This window comes from Pseudomonas sp. AC172 (assembly GCF_979258595.1).
Map to the genome: position 1 here is coordinate 5,160,278 of NZ_OZ409868.1, position 24,131 is coordinate 5,184,408.

The following is a 24,131-nucleotide window of genomic DNA, read 5'->3' on the forward strand; positions in this document are numbered from 1 at the left end:
CAGAACAACCTCTTAGTTAATGTTCATAAGTGCAGCGAGTGCTTGAAACCTACTGTTCCTGTCCGCATATCCATTTTGGCCGCCATTCACCATTTGTGTTACGTCGACAACACTGCCTGTCTTGGCGACTTCGCACAACTTTGTGCCTCCCTGACCCGCTTTCGTGAACCAGAAGACAAAGGCGGACTCAACACCGTATTCGGTAGAGGAGATCAGAAGATCCGGATTTGCTACGAAGTCCTGAATATCCGTAGGGTTCCGTTGATTATGCACGTTAGTAAACCGTTGATACTCCGACTTTCCCGTCACCTGCAACATGCCGCGTCCGCGATATCGATAGCCGTCTCGACTAGCCTCATTACCGTTACCCATTCGATCTGCGTAGACGTAACTGGCAAGGTTTTCAGCATTCATCGCGTAATGACTTGTTTCTGACCAAAGTTTGCTTCTCAGCACACCAAAGTCGCAGCTATCCGTCTGCTCATTATACCCATTCACCTTATTATGCCATTTGCATCCGTAAGTTTTTTTCATTTGTCGGGCGCTATAACTCAATCCCTCCTCGATAATTCTGAGTTGACTTTCATGACCGACTTGAGAGAGGAAGTGCGCAATAGCCCTCGGCTGTTCAAGTTTATATGCCGCCGCATATTTGTTGAGATAGGGCAAAATATTGGAGTGATGTGCTTCCGACCCCGTCGGGTTGGCGGCCCGAAGCATTTCCATTGTAATCAGGTCTCGGGGCGCAGTAAAACTCCCAATAAGTGCAATCGGATGAAAATGCCGAACATTAGTATCACTGGTAATCCCATGCTGCCCGACAAGCTTGTCCCACCAGCTCAACTTTTTAATTCTTGCCTTTTCTTCAATCCATTCATTATGTGGCTCTGATTCACTATGCCCCATCAATTCATCCAGAGAATCCCATTTTTCTTGTTTGAATTGCCACTCGTTTTCATAGCGTGTAACCATCTGAGAAATCGGCTGTGCGAACCATGGTTTACTCAAAGCCTCTTTTATTTCCGAAGGCGTGAGCTTTTTATCACCGTTTCTGTCTAGAATTTTGTAAAGCTTTTGCTTTGTAGAACCTTCTTCGGCATTACCGATATTAGGCTGGTAGTTAGCTTGTTCTTCCTCACTAAGGCCTTCCTGTGCATGAAGAAATGCGGCCAAATGATCTACGTTGCTCCCAGCCTCATCTATAAAGCTGAAACCTTCCCACTCAAAAGGAGAATGGCGTGACAACGCAGTATCCGGCTCTGCAAACCACCCGCTAATTTCATTCCCCTCTGCATCACCAAGCAATCCATCCAGACGCCACCAAAGCGTGTAGGTGGTGGTTCCCCCCATAACAACAGGAACTTTGATCTTTTTTTCCGCTGGTAGCGCGTCCAACACTCCGACTGGAACAAAGAAGTCATATCCAACTTTTTTGTGGGGATCGGTGACTTTAGGTGGATTTGTTGCGCTCATTCCTTGCGTGTGAGTGACCAACACGCTGTCTTTTGGAATTTTTACGAGCGTTTTTCCAGCCGCAGGCAACCCCGCAGCTTTTTCTTTACTCAGTCCGGTAAATGCTTTTACGTCTTCGCAGCTAAACACCTCAACGTGCAATAAATTCTTCGGGGCCGAATCCGAATGGTTTTGATATTTCCCCACATGGCCGATCAGACTCCCCGCCGTAATCGGGAATGGAGTTGTCAGGATATGCACAGCGTCCTTTTCGGCTGGCTCACTTTTGGCTTCAAGGTTCCCCTCCCAGACATATCCGAGCACCTCAGCAGGTGTCAACGGAGGAACAGCATTCCCACTGACAATTTCCAACAGTTTCTGGTATTTGCCACGCGTCCCGTCGCTCCCGATTCTGACCTGCGTGCCGTGGGGCAAAATAGCTTTTGCAGCGCCTGACTGGCTCGCAGTAGCGCGAACAACGAGACCCTTCTGAGGTGGGTTCATCGGGTCTTTTGCAGCGGTACCAATGACGTAAGTGTTGGGTGTCGAGCCGGCTGTCATTTCTCTCTTGAATACCCAGCCTGTTCCGGGCTGGAGGTCGGTATTAGCGGGCGTGACGCTGACCACCTTAAGCCAGCCATTTTCTTCTTCACCCGTCGAGACGACCGTACCGCGGCTCAAAACCGTTAACACGGTTGCGTACCCTGACTTGCCACGCGGTTCCTGACGAACACGCAAACCGAGGATTTCGTCGTCAGCCGACGCTTTGACTTGCAACGTACCCCCACCCCAAAAGGGTGGTCGCGACAATGCTGGAGTTTCTTCGTAGTTCTTCCACTGCAACAAATGCATGTAAAGACTGAAAAAGTTCAGGCTTGGACCAACCGCTGGCGGTGAAGCGGGCGATCCAGCAGGGGCTGGGGGGGCTGGGGGTGCTGGTTGCACCGGCGCTTCCAATCGGTGTTTAACCAATACAAAACCGGTCGAAAATTCAGCCTCAGCCGTACCATAGGCGGATTTCGGGTACGTGCTGTCAATACGATAAGCGACTACTTCACCGTCAGCGATGCATTTAACTTCCGCCAAGTCAGGTACCAAACCCGAGGCTTCATCGAAATGAACACCACCATGCCAAAGGCCATTGGCCCCCAACGGATAGAACCCATCTTTGGCATTGGCTAAAGCCTTATAAAACTGCTGCGGATCCGTCGCTCCTGCTGCCCCTACTTTCAGGGGATACGACCATTTTTCTACTTTCTTGGTTGTCTCTGTCATTACCAATTACCTGAATTCTGATCCCTGGTGGCTTGGATTGCCGTCGATGTCTTAACCGGAAAAATTGAGCATGCGTTTCGGTTTGCGTTTGATCTTTTCCTCAGACGCATTCAACAACGCCTGATCCATCAAACTCCCCGCCTTATCCTTGTCCGCCGCCCCCGGCAGCACCGGCGGTTTAATCCCGATCCCGGTGCCGGAGCCAGCCGAACCACCCGCATTGATCTTGATCACCGGCCCAACCACCGTCACCCCACCGCCATCGAGCTTGATAAAGCTCCCACCCCCAAGAATGGTCAGCTCTGTCCCGGCCTCAATAACAATCTTGTCCCCAGCCTTAAGGTGAATTTCTTTCCCAACACTGGTCAGCTGCGCAGTCCCCAGCTTCACATGCTGGTTCTGCCCAATCGTGAGGTGATCATCCAGCTTCGCCTCAACTTTGCGATCAGAGATCGTGGTGCGGTGTTCCTCGGCCTTCAGCTCGGTGTAGGTGTTCTTCACCACCGTGTCGTGACGTTCATTGCCAACCCGAATCTTCTGGTCGTGCTCAACGTTTTCATCCCAATCGCGCTGGGCATGAATGTAGATCTGCTCGGCACCTTTTTTGTCTTCAATGCGCAGTTCGTTGTAGCCGCCACCGCCCGGTGAGCTAAGCGTTTTGAACACGCTGCGAGTCTTGTTCGCCGGCAGTGCGTACGGCACCGGGTTTTCCTTGTGGTACAGGCAGCCGGTCACCAGCGGTTGATCGGGGTCGCCTTCGAGGAACGTGACGAGGACTTCCATGCCGATGCGCGGGATGCTGATGGCGCCGTAGCGGTCGCCGGCCCAGGAGCTGGAGACGCGTAGCCAGCAGCTGGTTTTGTCGTCGGCCTGGCCTTCGCGGTCCCAGTGGAACTGGACTTTGATGCGGCCGTATGGGTCGCAGTGGATTTCTTCGCCTTTAGGGCCGGTGACCATGGCGGTCTGGCTGCCGAGGACGCGCGGTTTCGGGTGTTCGAGGGCCGGGCGGTAGAACACGTCCCACGGAGTAGCAAGGAAGGTGTTGCGGTAGCCCTGGTGGAAGTCGTCCTTGTTGTCGGTGGTGTCGCTGGTCACGCCTTCTTCGAGGACTTGCGGCTGTTTGCCTTCGTGGAAGAGTTCGGTGAGCAGCCACAGGTCGTTCCACTCGGTGCGCGGGTGGTCGGACATTTCCATGAAGTGGCCGCTGACCAGTTTGGTCTGGTCGCCGCGACCTTCGGCCTGCCGGTAGTCGGCGCGGTGGCGTTCGAGGGCGCGCTGGCTGAGGAACTTGCCACGGGCGCGGTCGATGAAGCGGCCCGGGTAGTCGTAGTCTTCCAGATCTGGTTCGGCGTCTTTGCTATCGAGAGCGCCTTCGGGTTTGTACGCCGCTTCCATTTGCAGGCGCGGTTTTTCGAAGTCGTAGTCGCGGCGCGTGGTGCGGCTGGTGCGGGTTTCCAGGCGCAGCTTGAAGCCTTTGATCACCGGCTCTTCGGCGACCATGCCGCTGCCCTGCACGTACGCAGTTGGCTGACCGAGTTTGCGGAACACGGTCTGGTCGTCGCCGAACATCAGCAGGTGGCCTTTGTCGCTGTGCTGGAAGTGGTAGTGGATACCTTCCTCCTCGCACAGGCGCTGGACGAAGTGCAGGTCGGTTTCGTCGTACTGCACGCAGTAGTCGCGGTCCGGGCACGGCTGGCTGAGCTGGAAGCTGTAGGCGTTGCCCTTGATGCCGTGTTCTTCAAGGATCAGCGCGATGATTTTCGGCGCCGACATCTGCTGGTAGATGCGCTGGTTGGTGCGGTGATGCAGGTATTGCAGTTGCGGCACCATCGACACTTTGTAGCGGGTCAGGCGCTTGCCGGCATCGCCTTGGGCAACGCGGTAGATCTGGCCGTGAATGCCGGAGCCTTGTGGATCGAACGCGAGAAACGCCTGCTTGTGCAGCAGTTGTTCGAGGTCCAGATCCGGGTTTTCGCTGACCAGTTCGAGGTCGAAGCGAAACGGCTGGCTGATGCCTTCGGTGCCGGTGAACGACAGCACTTGCAGGTCGCCGACGTAGTCTTCCACTTTTAGGCTGAAGTGGGTTTCGTTAGCTGGGTTGAACATAAAGTGCTCCCTGTTCGAATGTCATCCGTTACGCCCGAAGTCGCAGACGTTGCAGCCAGGACGAAGTGGCGCCCAAGGCGTCACGCAATTGTTGGGCAGTGATGGTGCGTTCTGCCGGGTCGAAGCTCAGCGCGGTTCGCAGCGCTGGCCAGCCATGTTTCGGTAAGTTCGCCGGGGCTTGCAGCTCAAGCTCCAGGTGCTCGTCGCGGGCCTGGGTCGAAGGCAAGCGGCGGAACGGGTGTTTGCCGCCCGCCAGTTCATAGATCACGCAGGCCACGCCGTACACGTCCGCGCTGGCCGACAACGGTTGGCCCTCAAGCAGTTCGGGGGCGGCGTAGCCCGGGGTCCAGGCGTTGAAGCGTTCGCGGCTCAGGTGCGGCAGGCCGGGCATCACGCCCTCCTCCGCCTGACCAAGGCCGAAGTCAAAGAGGCGCAAGCCGTCTTCGCTGAGCATGACGTTGCTCGGTTTCATGTCCCCGTGCAGCACGCCGCGACCGTGGGCGTAGGCCAGCGTGTCGAGCAGCGGCAGGACGATGTCGCGCAGTTCTTGCCACGGCAGGCCGAGGGGCCGCTCGCAGAGCAATTTGTCCAGGGTCAGGCCACGCATGTATTCCATGGTGATGAAGGCCCGCTGGCAGTCGGTGTCGACTTCAAAGGTGTGCGCACGCACGACGTTGTCGTGGCGCAGGCGTCGGGTCAGGGCGAACTCGCTGTAGAGCAAGGCACTGGCGTCCGGCGATTCGGCAAATTCTTCGCTGAGGATTTTCAGCGCAATGTATGGGTCGGGATCGCCGAACTGTTCGTGCAGCAGATCCCGCGCCCGGTAAACGGCGCCCATGCCACCGGCCCCGAGCAGACGCTCGAGGTGGTAGCGACCGGCGAGTACATCCGGCAGTGCCCCGATGCTGGCCTTGGTCGGCGCCAGCAAAGGTTCTGCCTTGTTTTCCTTGGCGAAGGCGAAGTAGGTCAGGTTGTTGGCCTGTTCTTCGCTCATCAGCAAGTCATCGACTGAGGATTCGATTTCAGTCATTGGCGGATCACCACGGCTGTCAGGTTGTCGCGCGCGGCGCCACGCAGGGCGCCATCGAACAAACGTTCCAGCGCCACATGCGGCGCGCTGAGGCTGAGGGCGTTGCCGAGGGCATCGCTGCTCAGGCCCTGATACAAACCATCGCTGCAGAGCAAAAACACATCGCCCGGATAGACCTCGAGTTCGAGGACATCCAGGGTCAGTTGTTCGGCGGCACCGACGGCTCGGGTCAACGCCTGAGCCGCCGGGTGCGCTGCCGCTTGTTCGACGCTCATTTGCTGCTCGTCGATCAGTTGCTGTTGCAGCGAATGATCCTTGGACAGCTGATACAGCCGCTGCCCGCGCCACATGTAGCAACGGCTATCACCGGCCCAGATGCAGGCCGCGCGATTGCCTTCCACCAGCAGCGCGACGACGGTGCTGCCCATGATGCTGTCGTGACGCCCGGCGGTGACCGTCAACTCCTGCCCCAAACGCCGGTTCAGCCAGTGCAGGCACTGGCGGATGGCTTTGAGACGTTCGTCGAAATCCTCGTGTTGCGGCAGTTCAGCCAGGCTGGCGACGATCAACTGGCTGGCGATGTCGCCACCCTGATGACCGCCCATGCCGTCCGCGACCACCCACAGCCCCTGCTGCGGATTGTCGAGGAAAGCATCTTCGTTGCGCGCCCGCACCTTGCCCGGGTCGGTACGCGCCGCGCTGCGCCAGGCACTGGCCACCAGCATCAGAGCTGCACCGGCATACGGAAGGTGCGCAGTACGCCCATGTCGAACGGGTTCGGCGTGCGCTGGCTGGTCAGCAGGTAGTTGGCGCGCAGGCCACCCACATCGGCTTTCAGCACCAGCACGTCGCGACCGGTCAGGTACTCGGTCTGCATCAGGTCGAACAGGCGGAACAGCGACCATGGGCCGGAGTTCTTCTCGATGCCGATCGGGCGCCCGGCCATTTTGTCCATGACCAGACTGGTGCGACCGTCTTCAGCATCGGTCGGCCATTTGAACGACATTGGCAGGATCGGACCGTGGCGGTATTCCATGGTCTTGTCGCCGAACTTGAACTCGGAACGGCTGACCGCCGGGTCGAGGGTGTACGGCTCCAGTTTGAACTGCACGGTCGGCTCGGCCGGGTTGATCGAGAAGAAGCTCTGACGAATGGTCAGCGCCGCTGCCATCTGATCGAGGTAGACCTTGGACACCGGCAGGCTGTGACCGTCGACGCTGCGCATGCGGTAGTTGCCCGGATCGCCGCTGACGAACGGACGCAGGTAGCTGTCGAAGAAGCGGTCGACGGTGCCTTGAGCCCGGAAGAACTCGCGGAAATCGCTGATCGCCACGTCGCTGGTGCTGCTGGCGCTGAACGGATAACGCTTGCTGATGGTTTTGCCATACACGCTGTACAGCTCGTTCTGATAACGGCCGTTCAGGTATTGGTAAGCATCGTTGAGCACCAGACGCCAAGAGTCTTCGGCCAGCACGTTGAACCACACGCTGAGCGGACGCGGCAGACGGCTAGACGCATTGCGCAGGTTGGTCAGCGCATCACGCTGGCCGCTCATGCGGGTTTTCGCCATTTCGAACGCGGCTTGTTCCGGCGTGCTGGAACGGGCCAGACCGGCCAGTTGCAGTTGCAGGTCGTTGAGCGCGCTCAGCGCTGGCGTCAAGTCCGCCGCCGGGCCGTTGTTGTCATCGAGCAAACGATGCAGCGGTTCGAAGCGGCGTTGCAGCGACTTCTTCGCGGTGTCCGGCAGGTTCTTCGCCACGTTCAGGGCCGAAGCCTTGTCCGCCACGGCAGACGCCAGTTTGCCGACTTTACCCAGTTTGCCTTTCTGCCCGGCCAGCGCATCAGCAGCGTCGCCAGCTTCTTCGACAGGATCTGCAGCCGCCTGGAAGCGGGTGTTCTCGCGCACTTCGGTGAGCAATGCCAGTACCGGCGAGTTGGCCGAAGTCAGGCCCGCCAGTTGTTCGGCGCCTTCACCGGCGTCGCTGATCGGCGGCAGGGCAACCTGGCCAACGGCTTCGCTCCAGTAGTTGGCGTAGTCGCGGAAGTACAGCTGCTCCAGCTCGACCATCAGACGACGCAAGTCCATGTCGCTGATGCCCGCGCCTTCGCCCAGCACCCAGTTGTCACGCAGGATGTCGGTAACCAGCGCCGAACCCTGTACCGAGAAATACTGCTGATAACCGGTTTGCGTGTAGAAGCCCGGGATCACGTATTCGGTGCCGATAAATAGCGAGCCTTGTGGACCGAGGTGTTGGCTGAAACGGTAGTCCGGCAGGTTGCGCGCCTGCTCGCGGAGCATGCGGTAAACCACGGTAGCCAGCGATTCGCTGCGCAAGACCTGACGCGCCTGAGTCACCAACTGCTCGTTCAGCGGGTAGATAAACGGCTGCTTCAGCAAACGCTCGAGGTGCGCATTCAAACCGTTCTGCACCGCAGTGTTGCCGGTGTAGCGCGTCGACCAGTCCGTGCCGACCCAGTCCTTCAGCCACGCGGCATCGCGACGGTCTTTCATGTTCAGCATCAGGTACGCGCGCAGGCTGTTGAGCAGGCGGTCACGGTCCTTCATATTGGCGCGGATCTGCCCTTCGAGCATCGTTGCAACCCGTGGCAGCAGTTGCTTTTCAAGCTCGCGCTCGTAAGCCTCTTTGACCACTGGATTAACGTCTTCGCCCTGATACAGACCACCCCGTTCGTGGTACGAAACGTCGCCCTTCTTCGGGAACACCTGCGTTGCGGCGTAGCTGCTGTCGAGGGTTTTCAGCACGCCCATGGCGTCGTCACGCGGCGACAGCGCCGTGCGTTGCTGCGTCCAGTTCTGCGCCAGATTGCGCAGATTTTCCAGGCGCTCGTAGTTGGCCGAGAATCCGCCCGCCCAAAGCATGCCGAACAACGCTAGTGCAGCCAGTGCGCCAACGTACAACGCCCGTTGGCCCCAATGAATGCGGCTGCGTTCGCGCTTGTCCAGACCGGCCAGATCGGACTCAGGGAAAATAACCTGGCTGAACAAGTGGTGGATGAACCGCGAACGGCCGCTGCGCAGTGTCGGCAGCACACCGGCGCTCATGCCGAGGCTGGCGCCGATGCCGGCGGTGGTCGCATCCATTTCCTGGGTCAGGTGCGGCGCGCTGGTCAGGTAGAAACCGCGCAATTGCGTGGCACGCTGATAACGGTTGCCGGTGAACGCCATGTCGACGAACAGGCACAGGCGCTCGCCGATCTGCCCCAGTTGATGCGGGAAGTCGAGGATGCGGCCACGGCGCTGAGTGTCGCGCTCGGAGTGCATGCGCATGATCACTTGGCTGTTGAGGCGCCGCAGCAGTTCTTCGAACTCGTTGCGCAGCACAGCGACGTCGGTGCCGACCTGATCCTTGCGGAAACTGGTGCCGAGTACCTGATCGCTTTCTTCGCGGGTCAGTTGATCGAAGAACTCGTCGAAGCCGAGCAGCTTGTCAGCCTTGCTCAGGACCAGATACACCGGCACGTCGACGTGCAGTTTCTGATGCACGTCTTGCAGACGACCACGAATCTGACGCGCGAGGGTATCGATGTCTTGTTCGCTGCCGCCGAGCAGGGTTTCCACCGGAATGGTCACCAGCACGCCGTTCAACGGACGCCCGCGACGGCGCTTGCGCAGCAGCTCCAGCAACGTCGTCCAGGCACCGCCGTCGACTTCCACATCCGGTTGCGTGGTGTAACGCCCGGCGGTGTCGATCAGCACACCGTGGTCGGCAAAGTACCAGTCGCAATGACGGGTGCCGAGGGTGTCGCGGGTCAGCTTGCGGTCGATCTTGTTGATCGGGAATTCCAGACCGGAAAAGTCCAGCAGACTGGTTTTGCCCGAGGCCTGCGGACCGATCAGCAGGTACCACGGCAAGTCACTGCGCCAGCGCTCGCTGCGGCCGCGATACAGGCTCGAGGTCTTCAGGGTTTTCAGCGCATCTTTGAAGCGCGCCTTCAACTCTTTCTGTTCCTCGTCGATCAGCTCTTCGCGGCGAATGCGGTCCTGGCCGTCTTCGCTTTCTTCCTCGGCTTTCTTGCGAATACCCGAGCGCCAGCTGACGAAGACCATGGTCAGGCCCCAGATCAGGAACAGCACGGCGATGGTCAGCAGGCGAGCGGTCGAGCTCTCCCAGAACTTGTAGTCATCAACCGCCAACAACGGGCCGACGAACCACACCAGCAGCGCCACGAACAGCACCAGCAGCAAGGTCCAGACCCAGGTCTGGCGCAGGAAGGCGCCGACTTTCTTGAAAAACTTTTTCATCACACGTCCCTGTTTACGGCTGCGACTGCGGTTGCACCGCGGCCGGATCAAGCGGCTGATAAGGTTGCAGAACGGTGTCGCGCTGCTCGCCCAAGACCCAGGCGAAGCCCGAATACATCACCACCAGACAGACGAAAGTGAACAACACCACCATCCACGCCGGCACGATGCGCACCAGGTTGCGACGCTGATCGTTCAAGCCTTCCCAGTGCGGCGACAACTCGCGCGGCACGTCGCCACGCAACTGACGGATCTGCCGGTACAGAGCATCGCGGATGCCTTCAAGTTCGAGCATGCCGCGTGCCTGGACGCGGTACTTGCCCTCGAAACCGAGGGACAGGCACAGGTACATCAGCTCGAGCATCGGCAAGTGCTTGACCGGGTTTTTCGACAACCGATCGAGCAGCTGGAAGAACTTCTCGCCACCGAAGGTTTCGTTGTGGAAGCTGCTCAGCAGGCTCATTTGCGACCATTCGCTTTCGTTGCCCCACGGCGTGGTCACGACGGCTTCGTCGACCACGGTGCAGAGCACGTAACGCGCGGCCATCACCTGGCTGCTTTCGGCGCCGTTGTGCAGGGCGCGTACTTCAAACAGCTTAAGCCCGGCGGTCAGGCGCTCATTCAGCGCGTACAAGTCTTCGCGGGTTTCGCTGTGCTTGAGGCGCACCACTTCCGAGAGCAGCTCAGACGAGGCGGCGACCAGCGAATTGAGGCTGATGTTGAACGCTTCCGCCGGGCGCAGGCGCGCAGCGTAGATCATGCGTTCTTCCAGTTGCTCGAAACGCGGTGGCGCGGCGAAGTCGGTCAGCGGACTCGATGCCGGTCCGTGGCCTTGACGATCGAGCAGGACGGTTTTGTCGTCCTGGTTGTAATCCGTTTCCTTGATCATGTCGGTCAGTTCCTGATGGCCCAGAATTTCAGTTCAAGCTCGGCGAATTCGCCGGACACGTGGAACGCGAAACCGCCGGAGCGCTCGAGTTGTGCCAGGTCTTCGGAACTGAGTTCGAGGATGAAATAGGTTTTGTTCGAGTGGAACGCGATCTGCCGTGGGGCCACCGGCAACGGTTTGACCTTGATCCCCGGCAAGTGCAGGTTGACCAGTTGGCGGATGCGCTCCACCGGGCCGACCTTGAGGTGCGCCGGCAAGCGGTGGCGCAGTTCTTCGGAATCGCAGTTGGCACTGGCGGCCAGCACGAACGACGCCGAGCCGAGCAGTTTGTGGTCGTGCAACGGCGAGACGATGATGCCGTACTGACGCGCTTGCAGGATCAGCTCGATGGCGTGCTGTTCGAGCACCATCGACAGCACCTGACGAATCGCTTCCATCAGTTTGCGGAAACTGCCGCCCTGGTCAGCGTGGGAGTAGCGGCTGTCCAGACGCGGACGTTTGCTTTCGCCGGAGAAGGTCGCCAGATCGCCGAGCATGGTCAGCAACGTGCGGTACAACTCTTCCGGGTGCACTTGCTCCAGGCCGAGGTAGTGGCGCAGCAGCAACTCGGTGCGGTTGATCAGTTGCAGCATCATGAAGTCGCCGACCTCCGCGCCGCCAACCTTGCCGTTCGAGCGAATCCGCTCGGCAATGGTGTCGCCACGGTGGTTGAGCATGCTGATGACTTCTTTCAGGCACGACAGCAAGTAGCTGGAGGCGTGGGCCTGAATGTAGGTCGGCACGAAGTCCGGGTCGAGGCTGATCACGCCGTCCGGCGTGGTGTCGAGCACGTCGCAGATTTTCAGCTTCACGTAGGCCTGATCGCTCTGCTGCTCGCCGAGCAACAGTTTGAAGTCCGGGCGACCACAGCTGACCTGGCTGGCGGAATCGTCGCCGGCATTGGAGTCGGCGACTTCGGCGTCGTACGCGGTGTAACGCGCGAGCACGTCGGATTGCTCCGGACGGCGCGATTCGATGTGGTTACCAGTGACCAGCGGCAGCGCCAGGTAGATCGGCGTATTGCCGGTGTTCGGCGGCACGTCCAGCGCCAGCGGCTCAGTATTGCCACCGAGTTCGAACAGGCTGCCGTCCGGCAGAATCCCCGAGGCTTCACTGATCACCAGTTTGCCCATGTTGAGGAACTGCAGGTCGATCTCCAGATTGAGGAAACCCCAGGTGTAGCCACCCAGCAATTGCGTGCGGGTTTTCATCTGGTGATCGTAATAACGATCGTTGTGCTGGAAGTGCTGCGGACGCAGCAGCATGCCTTCCTGCCAAATGACTTTATGGGTATTCATGATCAGTCATCCGCCTTGGCGAGCACTTGATTGGTGTTACGGATGCCGGTCTGGTCCAGAGTCAGATCGACTTCGGTGACTTCCAGCGGAGTGATCTGAATGGTGTGGCGCCATTGGGTGTCCGGCAAGTCGCGGTAAGCGGCGAGAACACCAACATACAGGCTGCCCTCTTCCACTTTGAGCTTCATTTCCACGGTTTCACCCGGGCGCAGTTCGAGTTCTTCGCTGGCCACCAGATCCGGATTGAGGGATTCCTTGGCGCGTTCGTAGAGGCTGAAGAAATCAGCGTTCTCGAAAGTCACCGGGTGCTTGAGTTCGAACAGGCGCACAACGATCGGCGATGGCCGACCATTGAGGTCCGGGTTGAGCTGATCGCTGCCGGTCAGCTTCAGGTTGATCTTGGTCACTTTCGAGTACGGCGACAGCGACGAGCAACCGGCGAGCAGCACCAGCACGGTGAGCGCAGTCAGCGTCTTGAAAAAAGCGGTCGAGCGGCGAGACATGCGCATCATCCTTGGTGGTCGGTGTGGAGGGTGGAGATCAGGCGGATCTGTTCTTCGTAGGCCTGGGCAAAGTCGCGGGCCAGCAGACGCTCGCTCCAGTCATCGTCCTGACGCAGCGCCTGGTGATAACGGCCGAACGCTCTCCAGCGCCCGCCCGAGGTTGCGATCAACGGCTTGTTGTCGCGCTCGAAACGCAGGGTCAGTTGCTCTGGCGAGAAGTGCTCCAGCGTGCCGCGTACGGCGGCGCGACTGGCGGTCAGCAGCGCCACTTGATGCGCCTGCAGATCGCGGAACGCGCGGGAAATGGCTTGCTCGGCCGGCAGATGCCCGGGCTTGCTTGGCTGCAACAGAATCTGCAGGGCTTCGCTCGGATCGACGGCGAATTTCAGCGGGTTCTTGTTGGTGCCTTGCACGGTGGTCTGGGCCAGACGCAGCTCGTTTTTCAGCTCGGAACGGGTACGCAGGCTCTGCTGCAAACCGCCGATGCTCTGACGCAGCAAGCGAGCAGCGTTCAGGGCGAGGGCTTCGCGTTCGTCGTGGCTGAGGCCTTTGACGTCGACGCCCAGCGCCGCACCGAAATGATCCCAGAAACCTTCGCTTTGACGCTCAACGGCTTTCGGCGCCGGAGCGGGCTCAGGATCGACGGGGGCTGCAATCAGCTCCGGCACCATCAGGCTCTCCATGTCGATGCGCGCGTAGTCGGCACGCTGACGGGAGTCCTCAGGCTTGGTGTTGGGCGCCAGCAGTTCGTCGATTTCCGAGTACACACGCTCTTGCTGTTCGAGGGCATTGAGCGGGTCGAGATCGAGGAACGCGTCGTCCGGGATGATGCTGCCGGCAGCGCGTGGACGGCCGACTTCACCGTCGAAGGTCGCCGGGTCGCGCACCAGGCGCGCGCGAATTTCGAAGTCGCCCAGCACGTAGGTGCTGCCGTGTTCGATGCGCACCGGTTCGCCTTTGTGCAAGCGTGCGCCGCTCTCGCCGTCCTGAACACCGTTGCTGCTGGTGTCGGTGAGGAAGAACGTGCCCTCGCGGTAGCTGACAATCGCGTGGTGATTGGACAGGTGACGCTTGCGGTCAGGGATGATCCAGTCGCAGTCCTCGCCACGCCCGATCACGCCGCCGGCCTGTTTAAAGGTCTTCTGGCACAACTCGGTGGGCACGAACTGCTTGGTGTTCAGCATTTCGAAAACCAATTCCATGTTTGATGCTCCTTGCGGTCACTTGCCGCGATTGACCGCTTGCGGATCACCCAACGGGCGATAGTCGTTGTCGTTGAATTTGTAGTTGCCGCTACAGCCGCCCAGGCCGCATAGAACGACGAGGGTCAGCAGGACAGCTTGCCAGTGACGAACAGACATCAGAGGGTCTCCAGGGGTAGACAAAGCACAAAGCGCCGACCCTTGCGGGCGGCGCTGAAATTGGTTTTTGCGGGAAAATCGATGATGTTTTGCCTACCCATCGAAATCTCCCAGATTGATGTTCAGACGGCCGAGCCGATACAGCAGCGTGCGTCGCGGCAGACCCAGTTCGCGGGCGGCGAGGGTCTGGTTGCCGTCGTTCTTGCGCAGGCAATCGAGCAACAAAGTACGTTCGACCTGCTCCAGACGTTCGCGCAGATTCAAGTGGCTGTTGTCTTCCGGCATCGGCTCCATGCGCAGAGAGAAATGCTCGGCGAGCAATTCGCCGCCTTCGCACAACAGCACCGCGCGCTCGACCAATGCCTTGAGTTCACGCACGTTGCCGGGGAAGTTGTAGCCGGACAGGTGTTCCAGCGCAGCACTCGACCAACGCACCATATCGCGCTGCAAATACGTGCAGGTCTTCTCGGCGAAGTGCTGGGCCAGTTCGAGGATGTCGCCTTCGCGCTGACGCAGCGCCGGCAGCTCGATCGGGAATTGCGCGAGGCGGTAGTACAAGTCCTCGCGGAATTTGCCTTCGCTGACCAGCGTCGACAGATCGCGGTGGGTCGCGGCGATGATGCGCACATCGATTTTGTGGGTGTCGTTGGAACCCAGCGGACGAATCTCGCCTTCCTGCAACACACGCAAAATCTTCGCCTGCAACGACAGCGGCATGTCGCCGATCTCGTCGAGTAGCAGCGTGCCGCCATTGGCCGCATCGAACAGTCCCGCGCGGTCGCGATCAGCGCCGGTGAACGCGCCTTTGCGATAGCCGAACAATTCGCTTTCCAGCAGGTTTTCCGGGACCGCCGCGCAGTTCTGCACGATGAACGCCTGGGAGCGGCGCGGGCCGCAATCGTGAATCGCGCGCGCGACGACTTCCTTGCCGGTGCCGGTTTCACCGCGCAACAACACGGTGTACGGGCTGTGCAGGACTTTGCTGATCAGCGAATGGGTCTGGCGCATCGCCGCGCTTTTACCGATCAAGCCGTAGCCACTGATGCTCGGTACGCTACGCGCCACTGTTGCCGATTCCGCCAGCGGCTGACGCAGGCGTTGCAGCAAATGCAATTGGCCAAGCACGAATGAGCCGAGTTGGCCGAGGGAATTAGCGAAGCCTTGCAGATTGGTGCGACGACGGCTGGCGCACAGCAGCAAACCTTCAACAGCTTTGTGCTGATTGACCAGTGGCACGCACAACAGCGACTGCCACGGCGAGGTCGCCGCTGGCAGAAAACTGGTTTCGTGCAAGCTGCCGCTCAAATCGTCGAGGCACACCACGCGGTTCTGGCACAGGGCGAATTGCAGCAGTTGCTCACCGTTGTAATCCGCCGGCAGGCTCGCCGATTCACGCGGTTGCAAGGCGCCGTCGAGGCATTCGGCGTTCATCCCCAGGCACGTGTGGGTTGCGTCGAGCAGATACAGCTGCGTCAATTCGCAACCGCTCAGCTCGGCCAGCCCGCGCACGAAGTCACCCAGCAACGCAGCACCGTCCGCCGCCCGCGACAGACTGGCGAACTGCGCCAGCAACGCTTCGGCATAGACCAGTGGCTGCGGCACCTGAGTGAACATCACACCCACCTCAGGCGAACTCGCACGTCACGCTGGCTTCGCCGTCGAGCGTGGCATGCACACGCTTGAGGCTTTCGCCGGTGGCCATGGCGTCGAGCAAACGATCCGCCACCAGCGGCAGCACGTGCTGGTCGAGCAAATGGTCGATCAGGCGCGCGCCGCTGTCGCTCTGCGTGCAACGCTCGGACAGGTGATCGACGAGGTTCTGGCACCAGCTGAAATCCAGCTGACGACGGTTGAGACGCTCGCCGAGACGACCGAGTTTGATCTCGATCAGCTCGCGCAGTACCGGGCCGCCAACCGGGTAGTACGGCACCACTTTCATCCGCGCCAGCAGCGCCGGTTTGAAGTGTTTGCTGAGGACCGGGCGAATGGTTTCTTCGAGCAACTCGGCGGTCGGCCGTGCGCCGTTCTCGCAGAGATCGCTGATGCGGTCGCTGCCAAGATTCGAGGTCATCAGGATCAACGTGTTGCGGAAGTCGATCTCGCGCCCTTCGCCGTCGTTGGCCACGCCTTTGTCGAAGATTTGGTAGAACAGGTTGAGCACGTCCGGGTCAGCCTTCTCGACCTCATCGAGCAGCACCACCGAGTACGGTTTCTGGCGTACGGCTTCGGTGAGCATGCCGCCCTCGCCGTAACCGACGTAGCCCGGTGGCGCGCCGATCAAACGGGAAACGGTGTGCTTCTCCTGGAATTCGGACATGTTGATGGTGGTGATGAAACGATCACCGCCATACAGCAAGTCAGCCAAGGCCAATGCGGTTTCGGTCTTGCCGACGCCGCTCGGGCCAACCAACAGGAACACGCCGACCGGTGCATCAGGTTTGTTCAGGCCGGCAGCGGTGGCACGCATCGAGCGATCCAGTGCGTGCACGGCTTGCTCCTGACCGCGAATGCGCGTGCGCAGGTCGGTGGCGAAACTGGCGACTTTGGCGTTGTGTTCGCGGGCCAGTTGCGCCAATGGCACGCCGGTCCAGGCGCTGATCACTTCGGCGACCAGACGCGGGCACACTTCGAAACTGACCAGACGCTCTTTGACTTGTGCAGCAGTCAGGGCGCTGTGAGTTTCGTTGAGCTGGGCTTCCAGCGCTTCGACGCTCTGGCCTTCTTCGACTTCGGCAGCGACGGTTTCGATAACCGTGCCTCCGGCGTCTTCTTCAACGGTGACCACTGGCTCGACCGCTGCGGCTTCGCGAGCCTTGGCCAGTTGCTGACGCAGTTCCAGCAGGCGCTCGGCCAGTTGTTTCTGTTCAGTCCACAGGGTTTCCAGCGCGACCATTTCAGTTTCGGCTTCGGCGAGACGCGCTTCCAGCGCATCCAGTGCTTCGTGGTCGATCAGCAGACCGGCTTCGGCATCGCGACGCAGCGCCTGACGCTGACGGCCACCTTCGGCCAGTTCGCCACGCAGACGCTCAAGGCTTTCCGGCGCGGCGGCGAGGCTGATGCGCACGCGGGCGCAAGCGGTGTCGAGGACGTCGACGGCTTTGTCCGGCAGCTGCCGACCGGCCAGATAACGCGCGGACAATTCCGCCGCCGAAACTACCGCGTCATCACGCAGATAGATGCCGTGGCTCTTCTCGTAAACCTGGGCCAGACCACGAAGGATGGTCACCGCTTCGCTGACGGTCGGTTCGTGCAGTTGCACTGGCTGGAAACGACGGGCCAGCGCCGGGTCCTTCTCGAAGTATTTCTTGTACTCAGCCCAAGTGGTCGCGGCGATGGTGCGCAACTCGCCACGGGCCAGCGCTGGCTTCAGCAGGTTGGCCGCATCGGAACCGCCCGCGTTGCCGCCCGCGCCGATCAGGGTGTGGGCTTCGTCGATGAACAGAATGATCGGTTTCGGCGAAGCTTTGACTTCGTCGATCACGCCTTTGAGGCGACGCTCGAATTCACCTTTGACGCTGGCCCCGGCCTGCAACAGGCCCATGTCCAGCGACAGCAGCTCCACGCCTTTGAGCACTTGCGGCACTTCACCGGCGGCGATGCGCGAGGCCAGGCCTTCGACGATGGCGGTCTTACCGACACCGGCCTCACCGACGACGATCGGGTTGTTCTTGCGGCGACGGGCGAGGATGTCGACCATCTGGCGAATCGCGCCGTCACGGCACAACACCGGGTCGAGTTTGCCGTCGCGGGCCTGTTGGGTCAGGTTGTGGGTGAAGCGCTGCAACAGCGATTCGCCCTGTGCCGCTGGTTTGCCGTTGGCCGCCGGTTGCTCCTGTTGCGACAGGGCAAATTCCTTCAGGCGATCGATGTTCAGCTTGGCGAGCAGCGGCTGGTAACGGCTGCCGGCGTAGCGCATCGGATTGCGCAGCAGCGCGAGGATCAGCGCAGCGTCTTCGACCTGGGTCTGGCCCAGTTCGAGGTTGGCCACCAGCAGCGCATCTTGCAGCCACTGCACCAGTTCCGGGGCGAATACCGGGTTGCGCGAAGCGCTGTGCTCAACCCGCGATTGCAGCGCGGCACTGAGTTCGCCGGCATCGACATCGGCATCTTGCAGCGCGCGTGCGAGCAAGCCGTTTGGACGCTCCAGCAGGCCGAGCATCAGGTCTTCGACGAGGATCTTGCTGCCGCCACGGGCCACGCAACGCTCGGCGGAACGTTCCAGATCACGGCGGGTTTCGGCGTCCAGCGCCTGGATGAGTTGTTGCAGGTCTACGTTGATCATGGCTCACGTCCTTAATGAATTTTGCTGCCCAGGGTTACCACGCCGTCCGCTTTTTCGCGGCCCAGCCAACTGGTCCAACCGAGGCGACAGGCGTTCTGCTCACCGATGCGCAGTTCGCGGATTTCTTCCTGGCGCAAGACCAGGCGGATGTCGTAATCGAGCGGGTCACGCAAGGTGAACCGCACCAGCGCGCAGAGCGGCTGGTAACCGAAACCGATCGGCAGGAATTCATGGAATCGCTGCCAGTCGAGTTCGGTGATGTGAATGCGGAATTTGCCGCTGCGATCGCGCACGTGTTCGCCGAGTACGAGGTCTTCACCGAGCAGGCTGTTGGCACGGCCCAAACGATTGCGCTGCTCTTCGAGAATCTCGACGCGGCGCTCGATGCACTGCTCGATGACCAGGTCTTCGTGCTTGAAGTAGTAACGCAGCACGGCTTCGATCAACGCTGCCGAGTGCGCCCGCAAGCTGAGCAAGCCGAGGTACGGCAGCAGGCGCTTCCAGTTGAGTTCCTTGGCCTTGCGGATCTCGTCGCCGCCCAGGCCGATCAGGGCAAACAGCTGCGACGAGAACGGATCGAGCGCGCCGCTCTGGAAGCTCGCGCGGTAGCGGTATTTTCGCCAGATTGGCAGCATCAACCGTTGCAGGCGATGGTGGAACAGGTCGAGGAAGTTGCGCGTCGGGTTGCCGTCCTCGCTGTCGCCCAAGGCTTGTTCGCCGTAGAACGCCGGCAACGGCGAACCGGAACCGACCAGGCCGATCAGGTTGAAACGCATGCGCGCGCGCATCTGCCCGTGCTCTTCGAAAAACTCGACGCGATCGACGTCGCTGCGCGGAAAGCCCAGGCTCGGGTTGGCCTGAAACTCCACGTGGTCGTACAGATCGTCTTCGCTCAGGTGCGGGTGTGCCTCGCGCAGCCGGTCGATCACCAGCAGCACGGCCTGAAACAGCGAGTACTCGCGTATTACCTTGGTCAGCCCGCTTAAAGCAGGGGCTGCAGGCCCATACGTGGTGTCCATTGGTACACCTCTCCCTGTGTGCTTTTTACGCGCAGCTCATGGAATGAATTGAGACTGGCGTAAAGCGCGAAAAACTCGTTAAGAACCGAAGCGAAAACGAACAGGTCGCCTTCGCCGATATACCCTTCAGGGTCGATGGTCAGTTCGGTACGCAAACCGCGCACCGGCAAGCCACGGTGCAAGCGGTCGACGTGGTGATGCTTGATGTGCTTGAGGCCGCCGAGCAGGCGTTTGCTGACCTTCTCCGCGTGCTGGTCGTAGTAGCGCGGCAGGTCGTAGGTTTCGAGAATCACCTTCAACGCATTGACGTCGGCCAGCGACAGATAGTTAAGCGACATGTTGCTGATCAGCTTCCACAGGAAGTCACGGTTCAGCGGTGGCGCGAAACTGGAAGTGGCCGGGGTGATGTTGCGGAAACTGAGGAACTCGGGCGTCTCTTCACAGGCCATGCAGATGTCGCCCAGCTTGAGCTTGCGCGGCAGGTTCTGGTTGGTGCAGATCAGCTCGATCGACAGGGTTTCATGGGCCTCGGTGTGACGAATGCCGAAGCTCAGGTAGGTGTCGAGGCCGTCGTGCAACAGCGAAGAGCGCTGGCGAATGCTGTAGTGCGGACGGCTGTTGGGCACGTCGAAACTCGGGTCGTGCTCGAAGGATTCGAACGGCACGTATTCCTGATAGCCGAGGCCACCCGGCTTCCACCCGGTCACGGTTTCCACCGAAAACACGCCGCAGTTTTCCAGATCGAATTCCGCCGGCAGCAACAGGTATTCGTCCTGCTTGCCGTCGAGGCGGATCGGCAATGCATCGTGGGCGAAGAGGTTGGCAATCGGCGTGCAGAACAGCTTCACGTTATCCAGGGTCGGACGCATGCGCATGATGCCGCTCTTGCGAATGTCGAAGCGCAATTCGAGGCCGCGCATCTGCTTGAGTGTGTCTTCCGGCAACGCGTTGATGATGTCCAGACCGTTGACGTCGACGAACAGGAACTTGTCCTGGAAGGCGAAGTATTCCTGCAGGTAGCGATAGCCACGGAAGGTGTTCAGCGGATACGGGATCAACGCTTCTTCTTCGGCAAAGCCCACCGGTTTGACCCGATCACCCGGAATCTTGAACGCCATCGGCTTGCCGCTGACACCATCAATCGGTTTGCCGGCGCCGTCGAGCGGGATCAGCTCGATACCCTCGAGATTGCGCAGCAGGCTCAGGTAGAGCATCTGGCTGATGTAGCGCTCACCGGCAAAGTGCAGACGCAGTTTGCTCAATTCCAGCTCACCGAGGTGGCCGTCGGCGCTCATTTCCAGACGCAGGCTGAGCAGCGAGCCGTCGCCTTTCACCGAGTAATTCAACGCGGCCAGATCCAGCGGCAACACGTCGGTCGGGTAGCAGGTGCGGAAGCGGCAACGCACGTCCTCGATCGGCTTGCTTTCGATCGGCGTATCACGCTCGACACGCAACGCAGGCCCGGAACGCTTGAGCGGATCGAACTGCAAAATGCTGAACGCCGGCAGCGGGCGCATGTAGTTCGGCCACAGCAGTTGCATCAGCGAATGGCTGAGCTCCGGCAACTCGTCATCGAGCTTCTGGCGCAGACGCCCGGTCAGAAACGCAAAACCTTCGAGCAACCGCTCCACATCCGGATCCCGCCCGGCCTGCCCCAGATACGGCGCCAGCGCCGGACTACGCTCGGCGAAACGGCGACCGAGTTGGCGCAGTGCGGTGAGTTCGCTTTGGTAGTAGTGGTTAAACGACACGGGTTACCTGCCTGGTAGTGGAACTCATGGAATAACTGTGCTGCGGATTACGCTCGATGTCCGACCTGGTCATTGGATTGCACCTGCAGGCTGACTTGGCTGAATGCGACCTGCGATATTTCGCAAGGCCCAACGCAACTCGATGACTTGAGTGGTGAGGATCGCCAGCAACGTGACGCAGCCTTGGGCTACGCCGTAAAACAGGGCTCTTATCGGGTTGTCGGGTAGCATCCAGAGCAGGATGAAGCCCACCATCAGACAAAGGGTGCCTAGCTTGGCAACCAGATTTGGAATCAGCGCAACGATCAGGTTGACGCCAAAAAAAATGTAAAACAGTGCGTAACTCGCCATGCCAATGGCGACACCGCGGGAGGTGAATCCGCCGTTGAATAGCTTGTAAGCGTGCACGACCGCGTCGTTCAATAACGCGTAAGCCACGCATCCGAAAGCGTGGATTAACAGGCATAGGGCCAGACGCACGTAGTTGTTCATACGGCTATCAATTTTCCAAAATCTCGTAGGGTGTATTACTGATAAAAAAATTCAGCCAATGCTCTTTCGTACCCGACAGCCAAAGTGTGTACTTCTTAGTCGCCTTATCCATTTCAATAAATACAACTCCGACGGTCGCATTGTCCTCACGAAAACGCATATCAAGAGAGTCATGAGAGAAAATTGGCGACCTGTAAACCTCGCTCATATGATCACGATCTATAATTCGCAGATAAACAGCGCCTCTGGGTGTAAGCAGAGAACTCGCAGATACAGATTCGATAATGTATTTACCAGACGGGCTAACATCAGAAACAGATGCCGAACGCGTTAGTACACCAACGACTACCAGCCCCACAAAAGCAAACAGGCCAACAACACAGGCAACTGCCCACATGACGTACTTCTTAGTGGAAGTCATTTGACAAGTATCTCTATCGGTTCCGCTGTAACAGATTCATATAAAACATCCGAATACACACGAAAATCGCCGCCTTTCTTCTCAGCATCCCGGTAATCTCGAAAGTCGCTGTTCTGCACAAGAATATAATGCTTACTTTCCAACTCACGATATCGGCGTAGAGAGTCTTCTTTTTTCTTGGCTACCTGTTCGGGAGTCGCACCAGCACCCGCTCCAAAGTAGATGCTGTTCATCTCCCTGTTTAGTTTCATGTTTGTATTGAACCCTTCAGCAGGGTCAGCGATCAATCCACCGAAGCCCCAATAACCCAATACCTGGCTGACGATTACAATGCCACCATCGTTAAAGTCATAAGAGTCTTCAAGATAGAAGGCCAATTGGGTCGGGAAGAAAACGATGCTCTTGTCCGTAACCTCAACTCTCCCTTCTGCAATGACATGAACGTTAAAGTTGGCCAACGCCCCCCTTAACTCATTGACATCATCAGTGCCCCACTGGTCAAACTCAACCGTTACAAAATTAAAATAACCAAACTTTTCAGCCTTGACTGCCGACCCGTCAAAAGAAAGAGGATAAACACCAACCGGACTGCTCTCGAAAGCGGCCTTGATATTAGCTCTGATCTCTTTTAATGCCGGAGTGTTATTCCAGCTTTTCCTCAGATGATCGACCGCATTTTTCGTTCGATCAAATTGCATCGCCCAATCCATTTTGACGATAGAGTCTTCGATATATTTTTGCGGCGCAAACTGGCGATGACTCTTTACCTCTTCATCCATACCGCCGTCTTCGTTTGGCCACGGCTCCCCTTCGAACCAATGTGTCATCAAGGCAGCAGCGACCGGCCAACTCATCTGATTCATGGTGTCCGGGATATCAGTGATTTTATACAACCGCGTAGTTACAGCCTGTCCGGTTTTATTGTTAGCCGGAGTCATGGTCGATGCTACTGTTGTCGCCATTTCAAAATCCTTTCTGATATCCGCTGATGCTCAAGGAACCTAAGCCAGCACGACCCTGGATTGTGGATGAATGATCATTTCCACAGCTTCCGCCGTTTCAGAGAACACGTTCTGAGTCTTGCCGTCTGCACCAGTCACACCATTGATAACTTTTCCCGAGGAGGTCTTGAGGGTGTATTCAACACCAGCCAGCGGTTTCCCGGATTCTTGGCAATTGATCACAAAGTGCTCGTTAAACGGCCACTGAATCTCCACCGGCAAAGGCGGCACAAACGGCGCCGGCGAATGCGAATTACCGATAATCACCGTTCCGGAACCCGCCGTAACCTTGTTGCCATGCGTACCTTCAGAATCAACAGTGACAGCAGACTTGCCGTTGATTTTTACCGTCGTGGCCAAACCGCCGACCATCGCACCACCACACGCAGAGGCATCGCCTTCGCGGGCGGCCGCGAGGCCGTCGAAGAACACGTCGCCGGAACCGGCGGCGATCGGGTTGGTACCGTGGCCTGGAAGTGGGCAAGCGGTGGGGTCGGATACACGTGCTGCGGGTTTGCCAGACATCGGGGATCTCCTTAGGTGACCTTGACTTGTCCGCTGCCATCCAGGCGCGCGGAAAAACTGACCTGACGCTTGAACCCTTCAACTTCCAGCAAGCCTTCGATACTGAAGGCCAGGCGAAGTTGATCGTGGTCACGCGGCAGGGAAATGACACGCACGTTGCTCAGGCGCGGCTCGTAGGCTTCGATGAAGTTTTCGATGGCCAGACGGGCCTGACTCAGAGAGTCGTGCAGGCTCAGACGCATGTCATTGAGATCGGGCAACCCGTAGTCGGACAGCGTTTGCACGCTGCCGGCCCGGGTGCTGAGCATTTTGGCCAGATGGGCAGCCACTGACGCCATGGCACAAGCCTCAAGGCTGTTGCCCTTGCGTAGTTGCGCGTCGCCATTGAGGCGTTCGAACAGGCTGCCGTATCCGTCCATGAGT

General features: G+C 59.1%; 19 protein-coding genes. All 19 read right to left on the bottom strand.

The features are described 5' to 3' along the window. Positions 1-12: 12 nt before the first annotated feature. A complete protein-coding gene (locus ACZ0A4_RS23420; RefSeq protein WP_463576512.1) occupies positions 13-2,727 on the bottom strand; it encodes a hypothetical protein in 2,715 nt (904 codons plus the stop codon). 51 nt (positions 2,728-2,778) lie between these two features. Beyond that, the gene (locus tag ACZ0A4_RS23425; protein ID WP_463576513.1) at positions 2,779-4,833 is read right to left on the bottom strand and encodes a type VI secretion system Vgr family protein; all 2,055 of its coding nucleotides are present in this window, start codon (positions 4,831-4,833) and stop codon (positions 2,779-2,781) included. A gap of 28 nt (positions 4,834-4,861) precedes the next feature. After that, positions 4,862-5,863, bottom strand: coding sequence for a serine/threonine-protein kinase (locus ACZ0A4_RS23430; RefSeq protein WP_463576514.1), 1,002 nt, complete (start codon positions 5,861-5,863; stop codon positions 4,862-4,864). Further along, the gene (locus tag ACZ0A4_RS23435) at positions 5,860-6,588 is read right to left on the bottom strand and encodes a PP2C family protein-serine/threonine phosphatase (RefSeq protein ID WP_463576515.1); all 729 of its coding nucleotides are present in this window, start codon (positions 6,586-6,588) and stop codon (positions 5,860-5,862) included. Before ACZ0A4_RS23435 ends, ACZ0A4_RS23430 begins: the two co-directional genes overlap by 4 nt. Continuing rightward, a complete protein-coding gene (gene tssM / locus ACZ0A4_RS23440) occupies positions 6,588-10,127 on the bottom strand; it encodes a type VI secretion system membrane subunit TssM (protein WP_463576516.1) in 3,540 nt (1,179 codons plus the stop codon). Before tssM ends, ACZ0A4_RS23435 begins: the two co-directional genes overlap by 1 nt. A 13-nt stretch (positions 10,128-10,140) precedes the next feature. Beyond that, positions 10,141-11,016 (bottom strand): type IVB secretion system protein IcmH/DotU, encoded by an 876-nt coding sequence (gene icmH, locus ACZ0A4_RS23445; protein WP_016985783.1) that lies wholly within the window; start codon positions 11,014-11,016, stop codon positions 10,141-10,143. 5 nt (positions 11,017-11,021) lie between these two features. Then, positions 11,022-12,353: a type VI secretion system baseplate subunit TssK gene (gene tssK, locus ACZ0A4_RS23450; protein ID WP_007920300.1), complete on the bottom strand. Its 1,332-nt coding sequence runs from the start codon at positions 12,351-12,353 to the stop codon at positions 11,022-11,024. Between the two features lie 2 nt (positions 12,354-12,355). Then, a complete protein-coding gene (gene tssJ / locus ACZ0A4_RS23455; RefSeq protein ID WP_095119786.1) occupies positions 12,356-12,856 on the bottom strand; it encodes a type VI secretion system lipoprotein TssJ in 501 nt (166 codons plus the stop codon). Between the two features lie 5 nt (positions 12,857-12,861). Next, positions 12,862-14,058 (bottom strand): type VI secretion system-associated FHA domain protein TagH, encoded by a 1,197-nt coding sequence (tagH, locus tag ACZ0A4_RS23460; protein ID WP_463576517.1) that lies wholly within the window; start codon positions 14,056-14,058, stop codon positions 12,862-12,864. Positions 14,059-14,076: 18 nt separating this feature from the next. Then, positions 14,077-14,217 carry a hypothetical protein gene (locus tag ACZ0A4_RS23465; RefSeq protein WP_007920296.1) on the bottom strand — a complete coding sequence of 47 codons (141 nt, stop codon included), beginning with the start codon at positions 14,215-14,217 and terminating at the stop codon, positions 14,077-14,079. A gap of 93 nt (positions 14,218-14,310) precedes the next feature. Further along, complete coding sequence (locus ACZ0A4_RS23470) at positions 14,311-15,831, bottom strand: sigma-54 interaction domain-containing protein (RefSeq protein ID WP_463576518.1); 1,521 nt, start codon at positions 15,829-15,831, stop codon at positions 14,311-14,313. Between the two features lie 10 nt (positions 15,832-15,841). Beyond that, positions 15,842-18,499 (bottom strand): type VI secretion system ATPase TssH, encoded by a 2,658-nt coding sequence (tssH, locus tag ACZ0A4_RS23475; protein ID WP_463576519.1) that lies wholly within the window; start codon positions 18,497-18,499, stop codon positions 15,842-15,844. A gap of 11 nt (positions 18,500-18,510) precedes the next feature. After that, positions 18,511-19,518 (bottom strand): type VI secretion system baseplate subunit TssG, encoded by a 1,008-nt coding sequence (tssG, locus tag ACZ0A4_RS23480; protein ID WP_397483749.1) that lies wholly within the window; start codon positions 19,516-19,518, stop codon positions 18,511-18,513. After that, positions 19,482-21,269, bottom strand: a complete 1,788-nt coding sequence (gene tssF, locus ACZ0A4_RS23485) for a type VI secretion system baseplate subunit TssF (RefSeq protein WP_463556160.1) — start codon at positions 21,267-21,269, stop codon at positions 19,482-19,484. The genes tssG and tssF overlap by 37 nt, the downstream gene beginning before the upstream one ends. Positions 21,270-21,338: 69 nt before the next feature. After that, positions 21,339-21,761, bottom strand: a complete 423-nt coding sequence (locus ACZ0A4_RS23490; RefSeq protein ID WP_463576520.1) for a hypothetical protein — start codon at positions 21,759-21,761, stop codon at positions 21,339-21,341. A 7-nt stretch (positions 21,762-21,768) separates the two neighbouring features. Beyond that, entirely contained in the window at positions 21,769-22,158 is a 390-nt protein-coding gene (locus tag ACZ0A4_RS23495) for a hypothetical protein (RefSeq protein WP_463576521.1), read from the bottom strand. A 20-nt stretch (positions 22,159-22,178) separates the two neighbouring features. Next, a complete protein-coding gene (locus tag ACZ0A4_RS23500) occupies positions 22,179-23,144 on the bottom strand; it encodes a DUF6402 family protein (RefSeq protein ID WP_463576522.1) in 966 nt (321 codons plus the stop codon). Between the two features lie 39 nt (positions 23,145-23,183). Next, positions 23,184-23,708: a PAAR domain-containing protein gene (locus tag ACZ0A4_RS23505; RefSeq protein ID WP_463576523.1), complete on the bottom strand. Its 525-nt coding sequence runs from the start codon at positions 23,706-23,708 to the stop codon at positions 23,184-23,186. 11 nt (positions 23,709-23,719) lie between these two features. Beyond that, entirely contained in the window at positions 23,720-24,127 is a 408-nt protein-coding gene (gene tssE, locus ACZ0A4_RS23510) for a type VI secretion system baseplate subunit TssE (protein ID WP_123454704.1), read from the bottom strand. Positions 24,128-24,131: the final 4 nt, after the last annotated feature.

What these genes read in the sequence shown, in the direction of transcription:
- ACZ0A4_RS23420 (WP_463576512.1), bottom strand. Translation starts at nt 2,727, where the DNA reads ATGACAGAGACAACCAAGAAAGTAGAAAAATGGTCGTATCCCCTGAAA.
- ACZ0A4_RS23425 (WP_463576513.1), bottom strand. Translation starts at nt 4,833, where the DNA reads ATGTTCAACCCAGCTAACGAAACCCACTTCAGCCTAAAAGTGGAAGAC.
- ACZ0A4_RS23430 (WP_463576514.1), bottom strand. Translation starts at nt 5,863, where the DNA reads ATGACTGAAATCGAATCCTCAGTCGATGACTTGCTGATGAGCGAAGAA.
- ACZ0A4_RS23435 (WP_463576515.1), bottom strand. Translation starts at nt 6,588, where the DNA reads ATGCTGGTGGCCAGTGCCTGGCGCAGCGCGGCGCGTACCGACCCGGGC.
- tssM (WP_463576516.1), bottom strand. Translation starts at nt 10,127, where the DNA reads ATGAAAAAGTTTTTCAAGAAAGTCGGCGCCTTCCTGCGCCAGACCTGG.
- icmH (WP_016985783.1), bottom strand. Translation starts at nt 11,016, where the DNA reads ATGATCAAGGAAACGGATTACAACCAGGACGACAAAACCGTCCTGCTC.
- tssK (WP_007920300.1), bottom strand. Translation starts at nt 12,353, where the DNA reads ATGAATACCCATAAAGTCATTTGGCAGGAAGGCATGCTGCTGCGTCCG.
- tssJ (WP_095119786.1), bottom strand. Translation starts at nt 12,856, where the DNA reads ATGTCTCGCCGCTCGACCGCTTTTTTCAAGACGCTGACTGCGCTCACC.
- tagH (WP_463576517.1), bottom strand. Translation starts at nt 14,058, where the DNA reads ATGGAATTGGTTTTCGAAATGCTGAACACCAAGCAGTTCGTGCCCACC.
- ACZ0A4_RS23465 (WP_007920296.1), bottom strand. Translation starts at nt 14,217, where the DNA reads ATGTCTGTTCGTCACTGGCAAGCTGTCCTGCTGACCCTCGTCGTTCTA.
- ACZ0A4_RS23470 (WP_463576518.1), bottom strand. Translation starts at nt 15,831, where the DNA reads ATGTTCACTCAGGTGCCGCAGCCACTGGTCTATGCCGAAGCGTTGCTG.
- tssH (WP_463576519.1), bottom strand. Translation starts at nt 18,499, where the DNA reads ATGATCAACGTAGACCTGCAACAACTCATCCAGGCGCTGGACGCCGAA.
- tssG (WP_397483749.1), bottom strand. Translation starts at nt 19,518, where the DNA reads ATGGACACCACGTATGGGCCTGCAGCCCCTGCTTTAAGCGGGCTGACC.
- ACZ0A4_RS23490 (WP_463576520.1), bottom strand. Translation starts at nt 21,761, where the DNA reads ATGAACAACTACGTGCGTCTGGCCCTATGCCTGTTAATCCACGCTTTC.
- ACZ0A4_RS23495 (WP_463576521.1), bottom strand. Translation starts at nt 22,158, where the DNA reads ATGTGGGCAGTTGCCTGTGTTGTTGGCCTGTTTGCTTTTGTGGGGCTG.
- ACZ0A4_RS23500 (WP_463576522.1), bottom strand. Translation starts at nt 23,144, where the DNA reads ATGGCGACAACAGTAGCATCGACCATGACTCCGGCTAACAATAAAACC.
- ACZ0A4_RS23505 (WP_463576523.1), bottom strand. Translation starts at nt 23,708, where the DNA reads ATGTCTGGCAAACCCGCAGCACGTGTATCCGACCCCACCGCTTGCCCA.
- tssE (WP_123454704.1), bottom strand. Translation starts at nt 24,127, where the DNA reads ATGGACGGATACGGCAGCCTGTTCGAACGCCTCAATGGCGACGCGCAA.